Annotated in this window: 14 protein-coding genes; 8 read left to right on the top strand and 6 right to left on the bottom strand. The window is 60.3% G+C overall.

Features of this window, described 5'->3' with window-relative positions:
* Positions 1 to 14: 14 nt before the first annotated feature.
* Together CQ009_RS06575 and CQ009_RS06565 are read left to right on the top strand one after the other, a co-directional pair.
* The gene (locus CQ009_RS06575) at positions 15 to 782 is read left to right on the top strand and encodes a CHAD domain-containing protein (RefSeq protein ID WP_105705231.1); all 768 of its coding nucleotides are present in this window, start codon (positions 15 to 17) and stop codon (positions 780 to 782) included.
* A 226-nt stretch (positions 783 to 1,008) separates the two neighbouring features.
* Positions 1,009 to 1,803 (top strand): acyl-CoA thioesterase II, encoded by a 795-nt coding sequence (locus CQ009_RS06565; RefSeq protein WP_105705230.1) that lies wholly within the window; start codon positions 1,009 to 1,011, stop codon positions 1,801 to 1,803.
* 1 nt (position 1,804) lies between these two features.
* On the opposite strand, the gene CQ009_RS06560 is transcribed toward CQ009_RS06565, so the two are convergent.
* The 3 genes from CQ009_RS06560 to CQ009_RS06550 form a co-directional block, all read right to left on the bottom strand.
* A complete protein-coding gene (locus CQ009_RS06560) occupies positions 1,805 to 2,170 on the bottom strand; it encodes an Mpo1-like protein (RefSeq protein WP_007908547.1) in 366 nt (121 codons plus the stop codon).
* A gap of 187 nt (positions 2,171 to 2,357) precedes the next feature.
* The gene (locus CQ009_RS06555) at positions 2,358 to 3,839 is read right to left on the bottom strand and encodes a methyl-accepting chemotaxis protein (RefSeq protein ID WP_105705229.1); all 1,482 of its coding nucleotides are present in this window, start codon (positions 3,837 to 3,839) and stop codon (positions 2,358 to 2,360) included.
* 214 nt (positions 3,840 to 4,053) lie between these two features.
* Entirely contained in the window at positions 4,054 to 4,860 is an 807-nt protein-coding gene (locus CQ009_RS06550) for a TatD family hydrolase (protein WP_105705228.1), read from the bottom strand.
* A gap of 236 nt (positions 4,861 to 5,096) precedes the next feature.
* On the opposite strand from CQ009_RS06550, the gene CQ009_RS06545 reads away from it, so the two are divergent.
* From CQ009_RS06545 to CQ009_RS06535, 3 genes are all read left to right on the top strand, one after another.
* On the top strand, positions 5,097 to 6,518 hold the full coding sequence (locus CQ009_RS06545) for a transglycosylase SLT domain-containing protein (RefSeq protein WP_105705227.1): 1,422 nt from the start codon (positions 5,097 to 5,099) through the stop codon (positions 6,516 to 6,518).
* A gap of 111 nt (positions 6,519 to 6,629) precedes the next feature.
* A complete protein-coding gene (locus tag CQ009_RS06540) occupies positions 6,630 to 7,064 on the top strand; it encodes a DoxX family protein (RefSeq protein WP_064391407.1) in 435 nt (144 codons plus the stop codon).
* A gap of 248 nt (positions 7,065 to 7,312) precedes the next feature.
* Positions 7,313 to 7,621: a hypothetical protein gene (locus tag CQ009_RS06535; protein ID WP_064391406.1), complete on the top strand. Its 309-nt coding sequence runs from the start codon at positions 7,313 to 7,315 to the stop codon at positions 7,619 to 7,621.
* Positions 7,622 to 7,627: 6 nt separating this feature from the next.
* Here CQ009_RS06535 and greB read toward each other — a convergent pair whose 3' ends face one another.
* The 3 genes from greB to CQ009_RS06520 are packed head-to-tail and all read right to left on the bottom strand — an operon-like array spanning position 7,628 to position 11,347.
* The gene (greB, locus tag CQ009_RS06530; protein WP_003226818.1) at positions 7,628 to 8,125 is read right to left on the bottom strand and encodes a transcription elongation factor GreB; all 498 of its coding nucleotides are present in this window, start codon (positions 8,123 to 8,125) and stop codon (positions 7,628 to 7,630) included.
* Between the two features lie 34 nt (positions 8,126 to 8,159).
* A complete protein-coding gene (locus CQ009_RS06525) occupies positions 8,160 to 10,664 on the bottom strand; it encodes an ABC transporter permease (RefSeq protein ID WP_105705226.1) in 2,505 nt (834 codons plus the stop codon).
* Complete coding sequence (locus tag CQ009_RS06520) at positions 10,664 to 11,347, bottom strand: ABC transporter ATP-binding protein (RefSeq protein WP_008079923.1); 684 nt, start codon at positions 11,345 to 11,347, stop codon at positions 10,664 to 10,666. Before CQ009_RS06520 ends, CQ009_RS06525 begins: the two co-directional genes overlap by 1 nt.
* 10 nt (positions 11,348 to 11,357) lie before the next feature.
* On the opposite strand from CQ009_RS06520, the gene CQ009_RS06515 reads away from it, so the two are divergent.
* From CQ009_RS06515 to CQ009_RS06505, 3 genes are all read left to right on the top strand, one after another.
* Positions 11,358 to 11,963, top strand: a complete 606-nt coding sequence (locus CQ009_RS06515) for an arylesterase (protein ID WP_064391404.1) — start codon at positions 11,358 to 11,360, stop codon at positions 11,961 to 11,963.
* Between the two features lie 57 nt (positions 11,964 to 12,020).
* A complete protein-coding gene (locus tag CQ009_RS06510) occupies positions 12,021 to 12,314 on the top strand; it encodes a hypothetical protein (RefSeq protein ID WP_007908575.1) in 294 nt (97 codons plus the stop codon).
* A 181-nt stretch (positions 12,315 to 12,495) separates the two neighbouring features.
* Positions 12,496 to 13,467 carry a L,D-transpeptidase family protein gene (locus CQ009_RS06505; protein ID WP_105705224.1) on the top strand — a complete coding sequence of 324 codons (972 nt, stop codon included), beginning with the start codon at positions 12,496 to 12,498 and terminating at the stop codon, positions 13,465 to 13,467.
* Positions 13,468 to 13,511 lie beyond the last annotated feature (44 nt).

The raw sequence follows: 13,511 nt of genomic DNA, 5'->3' as shown, positions 1-13,511 counted from the left end.
AACGGGAGCAAGAGATGTCTGCGTTGGTTGACCGCTTGGTGGCTCATGTCCTGAGCCTTGAGGTGCGCTTGCTGGCTTGTCAGGCGCGGTTGAGCGCGCGCACCGATCCCGAGGCGCTGCATGATCTGCGCACTACGGTGCGGCGTTTGCGCAGTCTGCTGCGGCCATTGCGCGGTTTGCCGGGTGTCGAGCAACTCGAAGACGCGGCTTCTGCTGTTGGCCAGTTGACCACACCCTGGCGTGATCGCGAGGTGTTGGCGGCGTATCTGCTCAAGCATGATCAGCCGCAAGCTGCGCAACGGCGCATGGCGCAGATGGCGGAGGCCTATCCGGCGCTGGCGGCGAGTGCCGAGGTGGCTTCGCTGCTGATGATTCTCGACGCTTTCCCGCGATTCCTGCGCGCCTCTCAGCGTCAGGGTTTGCTCAAGGGCTTGGGCAAACGCATCGAAAAACGCTTGGGCAAGCAATGGCAGAAACTTGACGAGGCGTTGCATGATCCCGCTCACGACCGTCATCGTCTGCGTCTGTTGATCAAACGAGTGCGCTACGGCATCGAAGCTTATCCCGAACTGGATCGTCTGCCCGAGGCGGCGCTGGCGCGATTGAAGTCGGCCCAAGGCGCGTTGGGCGACTGGCACGATTGCTGGCAATGGCTGGCGAAAGCCGAGCTGGAAGCAGACCTTCAGCCCTGCGTTGCAACCTGGCAGGCGACCATGATCCAGGCCGAAATCAAGGCTGATCGTGTGCTCGAAAAACTCAGTTCAGCCTGTTTCAAATCCTGAAATCACCACAATCCCCTGTAGGAGTGAGCCTGCTCGCGATAGCGGCCTGACACTCAACAAATGTCAGGCCGCTATCGCGAGCAGGCTCACTCCTACAGGGGATCTCCAATGTGGCTGATATTTAATGAAGGCCTTTCTGTCAGCCCATTTGACCGGAATAGACGCTGCGGCGCGGTGCAGCTCTGGTTAAGATCCCTGCATTCCTTTCTCGTTTTCTGAGGTTGCCATGCGCTTTAGCGATCTGCTCGATGCGGTCCGCCGTCAACCGGAACTGACCATTCCTGCCGAATGGGGCCAAGGTCGCGCCAGTTTCGGTGGCCTGGTAGCGGCGCTGCAATACGAAGCCATGCGTGCGCAAGTGCCGGCGGATCGCCCGGTGCGTTCGCTGGCGATCACCTTTGTCGGCCCTGTCGAACCCGAAGTCCCGGTGCGTTTCGAAGTGGACGTGCTGCGCGAAGGCAAAGCGGTCAGCCAGGTCATGGGCCGGGCGATGCAGAATGGCCAGGTGGTGACCATCGTCCAAGGCAGTTTTGGCGCTTCGCGGCCATCGGAGGTTGCCGTCGAAGCGTATCCGGCGCCGTCAATGAAACACTGGGACGAATGCCAGGAGCTGCCTTACATCAAAGGCGTGACCCCGGAATTCATGCGTCATCTGGCGATGCGTTGGAGCGTCGGCGGCATGCCGTTCACCGGCAATCAATCGCGTTTGATGGGAGGCTGGGTGCGCTTGCGTGGGGATGTCAAAGAAGAGCCGGTCAAAGAGGCGCATCTGCTGGCCTTGGTGGATGCGTGGCCACCCGCGTTGTTGCCGTATCTGAAGAAGCCTGCACCGGGCAGCACGCTGACCTGGACCATCGAATTCGTTCAGCCGCTACGTGACTTGAGCACACTGGACTGGTGCCAATATCTAGCCGACATCGAGTACGCCGCTGACGGCTACGGCCATGTGGCCGCCAAGCTGTGGAGCTCAGAAGGCGAGTTGATTGCGATGAGTCGCCAGACCGTCACGATCTTCGCCTGACTCAATGCCGACGGTGGCGCTCACGCCAGGCGCGCCACCAGCCGCCACTGAGAAAGAAGCGCGGAAAAGTCAGAAACTGCTCGACCAGTAACCGCGACACCGCATCTTTTCGATCACTGAACGGCTCGGAGGCTTGCGCCTCCAGGCTGTGGCCGTGACGCTGCAAACCCAGCGCCGCGACGATGCCGATTACGCCGATGGCCACACTGGCCAGGCTCAGGCTGAAAACCCCGGACACAATCAGCAGAAACGCGACGATGAACAGCGGTACGGCAATCAGGTGCAACACCAGATTAGTCGGGTGTTGATGGTTACCCGGGTACGCGCGCCATTGCCACGCGGGAAGGTTGGGGTGACGTTTGCCCATGTTTTCTACTCCTCGATCCATGTTGAACTCATGGTTGAAGAATAGGCCCGGGCGCGGAGGGCGGCGAATCAAGGTTGGCTATTGGCATCATAGTAATGATGGACAAAAAAGATCGCAGCCTTCGGCAGCTCCTACATTGAAATGCGTACACCTGCAGGAGCTGCCGAAGGCTACGATCTTTTGATCTTCAAAGTTTCAATTGACCTATGGCCTTGCTCAGTTCCCCAGCCAACGTCGCCAACTCATTACTGGTCGTCGCCGAATCCACGGTCTGCTGCACGGTGTTCTCGGTCACATCACGAATACTCACCACCGCCCGGTTCATCTCTTCGGCAACCTGACTTTGCTGCTCCGCCGCGACGGCAATCTGCGTATTGCTTTCACGCATCTGCGCCACCGCCCCGGTGATCTCTGCCAGCGCCTCGCCAGCCTCCTGCGCCTGCTGCACGCAGTCGTCGGCCTTGTAAGAACTTTCCTGCATGAAATCCACCGCATCGCGAGTGCCCGCCTGCAAAGCCGACACCATGGTGGTGATCTCGTCGGTGGAGGTTTGCACGCGTTTGGCGAGGTTACGCACCTCATCGGCCACTACCGCAAAACCTCGACCCATCTCACCGGCGCGGGCTGCTTCGATGGCGGCGTTCAACGCCAGCAGGTTGGTCTGCTCGGCGATACTGTGAATCACGCTGACCACGCCGTTGATCTTCTGACTGTCTTCGGCCAGGCGCTGGATCATTTCGGCTGTCTGTTGTACGCCGTTGGACAAACCGGCAATCGAATGCTGCACCCGGGCCACCACTTGCTGACCGCTGCCGGCGAGGCCATCAGCAGTCTGCGAAAGATCACGGGTGGCGCCGGCGTGCTGGGCGATGTGATAAACCGTGGCGGTCATTTCGTTGATCGCAGTGGCGGCCTGATCGGTTTCGCTCTGCTGGCCGAGCATGCCGTGGCGCACCTCGTTCATGCTCGACGCCAACCGTGCCGCGCCGACATCCAGTTGCCGTGCGGTGTTGGCCACTGTGGTGACGACGCGCTGGTAACCAGCCTGCATCGCGTTGAACGCATTGGCCATCTGTCCGACTTCGTCTTTACCGGCCAGCGGCACTCGGGCTGAAAGATCGCCGCTTTTTTCGACGTGGAGCATGACGTCTTTCAAGGTGTTGAGCTGGCTGAGCAGGAAACGGATCAGCAGTTGTGAAGCGCCGAGCATCGCCAGCATCAGGATGAACACCGCCACCGCGTAGTTGGCGAAACGCTCGCTGAACACTTGGCTCAGGCTCGGGCCATGAGCAATTACTGCGACCTGTTGGCCATCGGTGCGGCTGAACACTTCGGCACCCATCAGCAGGTTATCGCCAAACAGCGGCATGTGATTGATGTCGATCCAGCCGTTGTTGTCAGTGATCTCCAGCAGCGGTTGATCATTGAGGCGCGGCGCTTCCCCACGTTTGAAGGTCAGCACCTGATCAGCTTTGGGCAGGGCCAGGCTGGCTGGCCAGGCCTTGAGCAATTGCGCCTGGGCTTGTGCCGAGGCACGTGACGCGTGACTGCGCGCCTGTTGTTCGAGTTGCACGGCGTACAACACCAGCAGCAGGGTGGTGACGAAGGCGACTGCATTGACCGCCCAGAATTTGTATTTCAGCGAGATATTGCTAAGCCAGGCACCCATGGAGGTCTTCTCTGATAGCGGAAACAGTTTTGGCAAGGTGCCATTATTGTGCCGCTATGCAGATCTGCGGATCTTGATATGAGTCAACAGACCGCACGGTCCCGCCCTTGTAGGAGTGAGCCTGCTCGCGATGACGGTGTGTCAGTCACCTCAATGTTGAATGAGCTGCCGCCATCGCGAGCAGGCTCACTCCTACAGAGGGAATTGGGGTGTGTCAGGAGAGGGTGGGGAGGTTGTAGAACGCACGGGCACACGCGGTGGTGTGTGCCGCCAGATCTTCCTCGGTTTCGCCACGATGCAACGCCACTTCGCGCAGGACTTCAGTCAGATACGCCGGCTCATTGCGGCCGTTCTTCGGTTTCGGTCGCAAGGTGCGTGGCAGCAAGTACGGCGCGTCACTTTCCAGCATCAAGCGTCCGCGTTTGATCTCTTTCACCAGCGGATGCAGATGCGTGCCACGGCGCTCGTCGCAGATCCAGCCGGTAATGCCGATGTGCAGGTCCAGATCGAGATAGCTGAACAAAGCTTTTTGCTCGCCGGTGAAGCAGTGCACGACAGCGGCGGGCAGTTGATCGCGGAAGTCTTTGAGGATTTCCAGCAAACGCTGGCTGGCATCGCGTTCGTGCAGGAACACCGGCAACTGCAATTCAACGGCCATGGCCAAGTGTTCTTCGAGGACTTTCTCCTGCTGCGGGCGCGGGGAGAAATCGCGGTTGAAATCCAGCCCGCATTCACCCACGGCGACGACGTTGGTTTCCGACAACAAACTGCGCAGACGTCGCGCGCTGTCTGCGTTCCAGTCACTGGCCGAATGTGGATGAATACCGGCGGTAGCGAACAGTCGCTGGCCACCCTCATCGAGTTGCTGGCACAGTTCCAGTGCCTGCTCGCTGCCCTCGACGCTGGTGCCGGTCAGCACCAGTTGGCAGACCCCGGCGGCATAGGCGCGGTCGAGCACGGCCTGGTGTTTGTCGGCGAAACTTGGGTTGGTCAGGTTGACGCCGATATCGATGAGTTGCATGGTTGCTACCTCGGGCCGAAGGCCGGAAAGCATACCAGAGCTGTAGATTCATAAGAAAAGCCAAGAACTACAACGAGTTATAGCTGTCTCTTGAGGCCGCGAGGCAGCCCGGTTTGGCAAAGATGCCATCACTGTGCCAGTCTCTTGCACTTTGCCAGCGCTCAAGGCGCTCTGTTTCCGTCGGTGATTTCGACCGTTCAGCGGTGAAATTGCCCCGTATTCTTTCCGGAGAGTGGATGGTTCGTCCCTCGGTTTTGCTGCTGTTGTGTGCCTCGTTGCTACTGCCGATCACGGCGGTCGCGCGCCTGCCCGGGCCGCTGCAAGCCGTGCCGGCCGCCAAAGTGCGCGACTTGTCCGAGATTCGCAGCAGTCGAGTGTTGCGCGTATTGGTCAACCAGAGCCGCAACAGTTCCGGCGAAGTCCAGGGCCAGGCCATCGGCGTCGAATACCATCGCCTGCGCGCCTTCGAGCAATACCTCAATGGCCACGCCCGTGATGGCCAGGAAATCACCCTCAAGATCATTCCCAAAGCCAAGGATCAACTGCTCGGCGCGTTGCAGCGTGGTGAAGGTGATCTGGTCGCGCCGGGTGAATTGCTCGATTTGCAGCCAGGCTATGCGGTCGCCAGTAGCGAGCCGATCTCCAGCAACGTGCCGCTGGTGCTGGTCGGCATCAAAGGCGAGCGGCGCTACACCAAAGTCGAGCAGCTCTCCGGCAAAACCCTGGCGTTGCCCACCGGCAGTGCGGCGGGGGAGGCGGTCAGTCAGCTCAATCAGAAACTGGCGTTGCACAAACTGGCGCCGATCAAGATTGAATGGGTTGATCCGACACTGGCCGTCGAAGACGTGCTGGAGATGGTTCAGGGCGGAATTTTTCATCTGACGATTGTCGAGCAACCGATCGCCGAACGCTGGGGCAAGATTTTGCCGAAGTTGCGTTTCGACCGGCAAGTGATGATCAGTGAGCCGGGCGAGGAGTACTGGTTCGTACGTCGTGATGCTTCGATGTTGCGGGCGAGCATTGATCGCTTTCTCGGTGGTTACAAGAAGCCCTCCAACGAGGACGTAGCGTTTCTGCGCATCTACCGCCGTCTCTATCAAGTCCACTATCCATTGGCCAAGGCTGATCGCCAGCGCCTGGAAAAACTGCGCCCGACCCTGCAAAAGCACGCCCAGGCGCAGAACATGGACTGGCTCAATCTGGCCGCACTGGCGTTCAAGGAATCACGCCTGCAACCCAATGCGCGCAGCGGCAGTGGCCCGACCGGGCTGATGCAGATCACGCCTTCCGCCGCTCAGCGAGTCGGCGTGAACAACATTCAGAATCTCGATGCGAATGTGCAGGCAGGGGCCAAATATCTGGCGATGATCCGCCGCAAATTCTTCAACAGCCCCAAGCTCAATGAGCGCGAACGCATGGCCTTCACTCTGGCGGCCTACAACATCGGCCCCGAGCGCGTGCAGGGTATGCGCGCTGAGGCCCGACGCCGGGGGCTGAATCCCAATCAGTGGTTCTTTCAGGTCGAGCGCATCGCCATGGAGCAGGTGGGAATGGGGCCGGTCAGCTATGTTAATAGCGTGAACAAGTACTACTTGGCGTTCGACCGGGAGCGGGAGTCGTTGGAGCCCGGGGCGCAGAAAGTCGTCTCACGTAAATGATCTAATAATTTGATTGTTATGGCGGAATATTTGCGCTTTTAACATGAGATTTACTGATTAATATAGCGGCCAACCAACACACAACACTTTTCGCAAAACAAGGAATGCCCCATGAACTCTCTGATCAACAAAGTCCTGTTCACCCGCGCCGGCTACGGTCTGACCATCCTGCGCATCGCTGTCGGCGTGATCTTCGCAGCTCACGGCTCGCAAAAACTCTTCGGTCTGTTCGGTGGTTATGGTCTGGCAGGCACGGCGCAGTACATGGACAGCATCGGCCTGCACCCGGGTTACGTGATGGCCACGCTGGCCGGCGGTACCGAGTTCTTCGCCGGCCTGGCCTTGATCATCGGCTTGCTGGTGCGTCCTGCGGCGTTGGGCCTGACCTTCCTGTCGCTGGTGGCGATCTTCACCGTGCACATCAGCAACGGTTTGTTCATGGCCAACAACGGTTATGAGTTCGCTCTGGCCCTGCTGGGTGGCAGCCTCGCGGTACTGATCGAAGGCGCCGGCAAGCTTTCGGTGGATCGCGCCATCGCCGGTTGAAGGCTCTGGCTCAAGGAAAAGGCCCGCATTGTGCGGGCCTTTTTTGTTGCGGCTGATTCTTGACACTCATCGGTCACGTTCTCTAGGATGTTGCCCATGCGCCGATTTAAACAGCTACTTGCGGGGCGCCAGGTGACTTGAACAGTTGCCGTCAGAAGCCGGAACAGGGCTTCGAAATACCGCTAAAGCGCTGGTTCGGTGTTGCCTCTCACCTGCCATGCAGACTTTTGAGGCAGAGACACGACACGATGAATGCACTACGCCCTCCAGCACGTCCCGCGCCGATCACGGCACATATCACCCAGCGCAACCCGAAAATTCTTCTTGGCGGCAAACATCAGCCGACGCTGTTGCGTTATCTCGATGGCTGGCCACGTCGCAGCGGCGGTCCTGCCGCGTTCCTGATCCAGTTCGTTGAGGACGGCGAGTCGCTGGCGCGTTTCGCCACTGACAGTTTTGATCTGGCAGTGATTCAGGCCCCGGCTTCCGAAGATGCGCCAGAGATGATCAAACAACTGGTCCGCGTTGCGCGGCAGGGCCTGATCACTCGCCGCTGATACGCTTCACGGATAGTCGATGGCGACGATGTAAACGAATTGCTCGCCAGTCGGCGTCTGCACTCGAACTTCGGCGTCCAGCGCCTTGCCGATCAAGGCACGGGCCAGTGGCGAGTCGATGCTGATCAGGCCCAGTTTCAGATCCAGTTCGTCCGGGCCGACGATGCGGTAGCGCGATTGCTTGCCGTCTTCGTCTTCGATGGTTACCCAGGCGCCGAAGTAGACCTTGTTCGGATCGCTGGGCTTTTCGCTGACGACCTTGAGTGCTTCCAGGCGTTTGGTGAGAAAGCGCACGCGACTGTCGATCTCGCGCAGCATCTTCTTGCCGTAGGTGTATTCGGCGTTTTCCGAGCGATCACCCTGAGCCGCCGCTTCGCTGACCGATTGCGTCACCTGCGGGCGGCGCACATGCCACAGCTCATGAAATTCGGCACGCATCCGCGCTTCACCTTCAGGGGTGATCAGCGCGGTGCCGGCGGTGCGAGGAGGGCGATAACGGCTCATGGCTACTTCTTGTGGTTAAGAGCGGTTGAGTCTATCAACCCTCGCGCAACACTGTCAGTGGGCTCGCATTCAGCGCCCGACGTGTGCCGAACACGCCGGCACCGCCAATCAGCACTGCGCCAATCAAAGGCAGCACCAGCAACCACGGATGCGGATGCCACGGCAGGTCGAAGGCGTAGCGATACAGCACCAGACTCACCACTTCCGAACCGATTGCCGCGAGCAGACCGCTGACCGCGCCGAGCAGGCCGAACTCGATGCGCCTTGCCTTGATCAGCAACTGTCGTTCCGCGCCCAGTGCACGCAGCAAGGCACCCTGGCGAATGCGTTCATCCAGCGTCGCTTGCAAGCCTGAGAACAGCACGGCCATTCCCGCCGCCAACACGAACAACAAGACATATTCCACGGCCAGGGTGACCTGAGCGAGGATGCTGCGCAGTTGTTCCAGCAATGCTTCGACCTGCAGGATGGTGACGGCCGGGAAGGTTCGCGACAGCTCGACGATCTGCTGATCATGACCCGGTGCCAGATAGAAACTGGTCAGGTACGTCGCCGGCAGATCCTTCAATGTGCCTGGCTGGAAGATCATGAAGAAGTTCGGCTGGAAGTTGTCCCAGTTGATCTCGCGCAGGCTGCTGACCTTCGCTTCACGATTGACCCCACCGACGCTGAACACCATGTGATCGCCGAGTTTGAGCTTGAGGCTTTCGGCGACCTTACCTTCCACCGAGACACCGGGAACATCGTCGGTCGGTTGATCCTTCCACCATTCACCTGCGGTGAGCTTGTTGCCCGCCGGCAAGTCCGCCGCCCAGGTCAGGCTCAGGTCACGTTGAATCGCCCGGTCTCCGGCCGAGTCCTTGCTGACGATTTGCTGCACCGGATCGCCATTGATGCTGATCAGCCGCCCGGGCACGACCGGATAGAGCGGCGCCGCTTGCGCAGAGACATTGACCAGATGATCGGCAAAGGCCTGTTTGTCTGCCGGCAGGATGTTCAGGGCGAAGTAGTTCGGTGCATTTTTCGGCAACTGGTTTTGCCAGGTGTCGAGCAGTTCACCGCGCAGCAAAGCGATCAGGGCCATCGACAGCAGAATCAAACCGAATGCCAACGACTGACCGGCCGCTGCCAAGGGATGGCGTAGCAACTGGCCCAAGCCCAGGCGCCACGGCAGAGAAGCGCGGGCGAGCATTCGCCGCAGGCTTCGCAGCAACAACAACAGCAGCCCCCCCAACACCAGCGCGGCGACTACGCCACCGCCGAGCAGGGCAAAGGTCAGCAGTAGATCCAGGCTCAGGCGCCACATGATCAGGCCAAGCGCGCCCAGTGCCGCGCCGTAAATCATCCAGGTGCTCGATGGAATTGGCAGCATGTCGCGACGCAATACGCGCAACGGCGGCACGCGGCCCAGCGCAGCCAGCGGCGGCAAGGCAAATCCGGCCAATGCCACCAGCCCGGTGCCGATCCCGGCAATGGCCGGAAACAGGCCGCCCGGAGGAACGTCACTTGGCAGCAGATCATGCAGCAGGGCGAACAGGCCCAATTGCGCCAGCCAGCCAAGCAACGCGCCGCTGAGGGCGGCGAACAGTCCGAGCACCGTCAGTTGAATACTGAACAGCAGCATGGTTTCCCGGCGTGACAACCCTAGGCAGCGCAACAAGGCACTGGCATCGAAACGCCGGCTGGCGAAACGGTTCGCTGACAACGCCACGGCCACGCCGGCCAGCAGCACGGCGACCAGACTGGCCATGTTCAGATAACGCTCGGCTTTGCCCAGCGCACCGCCAATCTGCCGGTTGCCGTCGCGGGCATCCTGAATCCGCTGGTTGGCCGCAAGCCCCGGTTTGATCAGTTGCCGATAGGTTTCCAGCGCCTGCGGTTCGCCGCGCCACAGTTCGCGGTAACTTACGCGGCTGCCGGGTTGCACGACGCCGGTCGCGGCGAGGTCGTCGAGGTTGATCATGACCCGAGGCGTCAGGCTATAGAAGTTGCCGGCGCGATCCGGTTCGTAGGTCAGCACGCGGGTCAGCTTCAGCGTCTTCATGCCAACGTCGATACTGTCGCCGATCTTCAGGTCCAGCGCCGTCAACAGACGCGCCTCGACCCAGGCTTCGCCCGATTGCGGTTCGCCGCCAATATCTTCGGTTGCGAAGGGCGCTGGAGCACTTTTCAGTTCGCCACGCAAAGGATACGCGCGGTCGACGGCCTTGATGCTCGACAGCTGAATGCCGTTGTCGGTGGCGATAACACTGGAGAACTCCACCACTTGCGCATGGTTGAGGCGTAATTCGGTGCCGCTCTTGATTTGTTCCTCGCGCGCCGGTGAACTGCCTTCGAGCACCAGATCGGCACCGAGAAACTCGGTGGCGCGCAGGGTCATGGCGCCGTTGAGGCGAGCACCGAAATAACCGATGGCGGTACTCGCCGCCACCGCCACCACCAACGCGAAGAACAACACGCGCAATTCACCGGCGCGGGCATCGCGCATGAGTTGGCGTATGGCGAGACTGAACAGACGCAACAGCGGCAAACGTGCCATCAAGGCTCCAGAGGGGCGACCAACAGCCCGGCTTCAAGGCGGATCAGGCGCCGGCAGCGATGGGCCAGGCGTTCGTCGTGGGTCACCAGCACCAGGGTGGTGCCGCGTTCCTTGTTCAATTCGAAGAGCAAATCGCTGATGCGCTCACCGGTATGGCTGTCGAGGTTGCCGGTCGGCTCGTCAGCGAACAGCACGTCAGGCTCGGCGGCAAACGCGCGCGCTATCGCCACGCGCTGCTGTTCACCACCCGAGAGCTGGCGCGGCGAATGTGTCAGGCGCTGGCCGAGGCCAACGCGCTGGAGTAATTCGGTCGCCCGTTCACGGGCGTCTTTGCGGCCATCAAGCTCCAGCGGCAGCATGACGTTTTCCAGCGCATTGAGGCTGTCGAGCAGTTGAAACGATTGAAAGACGAAACCGACGTGCTCGGCACGAATGCGCGCGCGCTGGTCTTCATCGAGATTGCTCAGGCTCTGTCCGGCGAGGATGACTTCGCCACTGCTCGGCAGGTCGAGGCCGGCGAGCAGGCCGAGGAGGGTGGATTTGCCCGAACCGGACGCGCCTACAATGGCCAGGCTGTCGCCCTTGTTCAGTTCCAGGCTGAGTTCGTGCAGGATAGTCAGTTCACCTTCCGCGCTGGGAACCACTTTGCTGAGGTTCTTCGCGGTGAGAATGCTTGCGCCCATGGAGAATCCGATGCGTGTGTGGTTTTTGAGTGCTGGCCTGGCCTTGATGTGCATGGCCCAGAACGCAGCGGCGGGTACTGTCCTGATCGTTGGCGATAGTATCAGCGCCGGTTTCGGACTGGATACCCGTTTGGGGTGGGTGTCGTTGCTCGAGCAACGGCTCAAACAGGAGGGTTTCGACGATAAAGTGGTCAATGCCTCCATCAGCGGCGACACCAGTGCCGGAGGCCAGGCGCGCCTGCCGGCGCTGCTTGCAGAGCATAAGCCGGAACTGGTGATCCTCGAACTTGGCGGCAACGATGGCCTGCGCGGAATGCCGCCAATTCAATTGCAACAAAATCTTGCCTCGATGATCGACAGCTCCCGCCAGAGCGGTGCCAAGGTGCTGTTGCTCGGCATGCAGTTGCCGCCCAATTACGGCAAGCGCTACACCGACGCTTTCGCCGAGGTCTACGGCAAACTCGCGGACGATAAAAAGATCCCGCTGGTACCGTTTTTCCTCGACGGCGTCGGCGGTCATCCGGACTTGATGCAGGCCGATGGTCTGCACCCGGCAGCCGGGGCTCAGGGCAAGTTGCTGGAAAATGTCTGGCCGACGCTAAAACCGCTGTTATGAGGCTTTTCTAAGGGCAGGCTTTCGGCTAATGTGGCGCCCCCTTATTTGGAGCCCCCGATGTCGCGTTCTGCCTGGTCCCTGTTTGCCTACCAACTGATCGAGCCCGACGAGCAGCTGGATCTGTTCGCCTGCCAGGAAGTGCGGGTGCATCTGGTGACCCGGCAACTCGAACTCGGTGGCTCGGCCGATCGCACCCTGTGCGGCAGTCTGCTGCCAGCGCAACCGCGCTGGTCGAGCGTGGATCGCCGGGTGTTTCAGGATCAGCGACTGTGCTCGCTGTGCCGGGCGATTCTGGAATCGCAGAAGCGCGGCACATCGCCGATCTGGCCGGAATTGCGTTTCGAGCTTTAAGGTCAAAAGATCGCAGCCTGCGGCAGCTCCTGCAAGGAAGGGCGTACACCTGTAGGAGCTGCCGCAGGCTGCGATCTTTTCAAGGCCTGACGCGGTCCATCGGGCTGTCTCCCCCAATATTCAAAGCGCGGTGTACAATCGCGCTCTTATACCCTTGTTGATCATGCGAAGGATTTTCCGGATGTTGCCGCGCTTTCCTGCCGTCACCCGCTGCCTGTCACTTGCCGCCCTGTGTGTGGCCGGTCCCGTTGCTGCATTGGAGTTTCCCCTGCCACCACCTGGTGAGGACATCATCGGCCAGGTGCAGGTGATCAAAGCCAAGTACGAAGACACCTTTGCCGATCTGGGCACGAAGTACGATCTGGGTTACTCGGAAATGGTCGCGGCCAACCCGGGCGTCGATGCCTGGTTGCCGGGCGCGGGTACAGAAATCGTCTTGCCGACCCGTTTCATTCTGCCGCCGGGCCCGCGCGAAGGCATTGTGATCAACCTCGCCGAGTACCGCCTCTACTATTTCCCGAAGGGCAAGAACGTGGTTTACACGTTCCCGCTGGGTATCGGACGTGAGGGCTGGGGTTCGCCGATTGCGCATACCTCGATCACCGCCAAGACGCCAAACCCGACCTGGACGCCTCCTGCGTCGATCAAGGCTGAACACGCCGCTGACGGTGATCCGCTGCCAAACGTGGTGCCGGCCGGCCCTGACAACCCACTGGGGCCGTTCAAGTTCACCCTTGGCACGCCAGGCTACCTGATCCACGGTTCGAACAAGAAATTCGGTATCGGCATGCGTACCAGTCACGGCTGCTTCCGCATGTTCAATAACAACGTGCTGGAAATGGCCGGCATGGTGCCGGTCGGGACTTCGGTGCGCATCCTCAACGATGCGTACAAGTTCGGCAGCAGTGGCGGCAAGGTTTATCTGGAAGCGCACACGCCGATCGACGACAAGGGCAACCCCTCGGTGGTCGACAAACACACAGCAGTGATCAACGCGATGCTCAAGCGTGAAGACGTCACCAGCAACCTGCGTGTGAACTGGGACGTGGTGCGTGATGTGGTCGCGGCCGAAGATGGCCTGCCAACGGAAATCGGCACGCCGAATACTTCGGCACCGATTGTTGCCAATACACCGATCGACCTGCAGCAGTAAGTCGTACCCCGGAACCCGTCGATGCGTGAAGCGTCGGCGGGTTT

Origin of the sequence: Pseudomonas sp. MYb2, assembly GCF_002979955.1 — a bacterium.
GTDB lineage: Bacteria > Pseudomonadota > Gammaproteobacteria > Pseudomonadales > Pseudomonadaceae > Aquipseudomonas.
The sequence above is the reverse complement of the archived record's forward strand: the minus strand, read 5'-3'. Positions and strand labels throughout refer to the sequence as shown.

Bases quoted from the DNA above. Each gene is read 5' to 3' on its own strand.
- CQ009_RS06575 (WP_105705231.1), top strand. From the start codon at position 15: ATGTCTGCGTTGGTTGACCGCTTGGTGGCTCATGTCCTGAGCCTTGAG.
- CQ009_RS06565 (WP_105705230.1), top strand. From the start codon at position 1,009: ATGCGCTTTAGCGATCTGCTCGATGCGGTCCGCCGTCAACCGGAACTG.
- CQ009_RS06560 (WP_007908547.1), bottom strand. From the start codon at position 2,170: ATGGGCAAACGTCACCCCAACCTTCCCGCGTGGCAATGGCGCGCGTAC.
- CQ009_RS06555 (WP_105705229.1), bottom strand. From the start codon at position 3,839: ATGGGTGCCTGGCTTAGCAATATCTCGCTGAAATACAAATTCTGGGCG.
- CQ009_RS06550 (WP_105705228.1), bottom strand. From the start codon at position 4,860: ATGCAACTCATCGATATCGGCGTCAACCTGACCAACCCAAGTTTCGCC.
- CQ009_RS06545 (WP_105705227.1), top strand. From the start codon at position 5,097: ATGGTTCGTCCCTCGGTTTTGCTGCTGTTGTGTGCCTCGTTGCTACTG.
- CQ009_RS06540 (WP_064391407.1), top strand. From the start codon at position 6,630: ATGAACTCTCTGATCAACAAAGTCCTGTTCACCCGCGCCGGCTACGGT.
- CQ009_RS06535 (WP_064391406.1), top strand. From the start codon at position 7,313: ATGAATGCACTACGCCCTCCAGCACGTCCCGCGCCGATCACGGCACAT.
- greB (WP_003226818.1), bottom strand. From the start codon at position 8,125: ATGAGCCGTTATCGCCCTCCTCGCACCGCCGGCACCGCGCTGATCACC.
- CQ009_RS06525 (WP_105705226.1), bottom strand. From the start codon at position 10,664: ATGGCACGTTTGCCGCTGTTGCGTCTGTTCAGTCTCGCCATACGCCAA.
- CQ009_RS06520 (WP_008079923.1), bottom strand. From the start codon at position 11,347: ATGGGCGCAAGCATTCTCACCGCGAAGAACCTCAGCAAAGTGGTTCCC.
- CQ009_RS06515 (WP_064391404.1), top strand. From the start codon at position 11,358: ATGCGTGTGTGGTTTTTGAGTGCTGGCCTGGCCTTGATGTGCATGGCC.
- CQ009_RS06510 (WP_007908575.1), top strand. From the start codon at position 12,021: ATGTCGCGTTCTGCCTGGTCCCTGTTTGCCTACCAACTGATCGAGCCC.
- CQ009_RS06505 (WP_105705224.1), top strand. From the start codon at position 12,496: ATGTTGCCGCGCTTTCCTGCCGTCACCCGCTGCCTGTCACTTGCCGCC.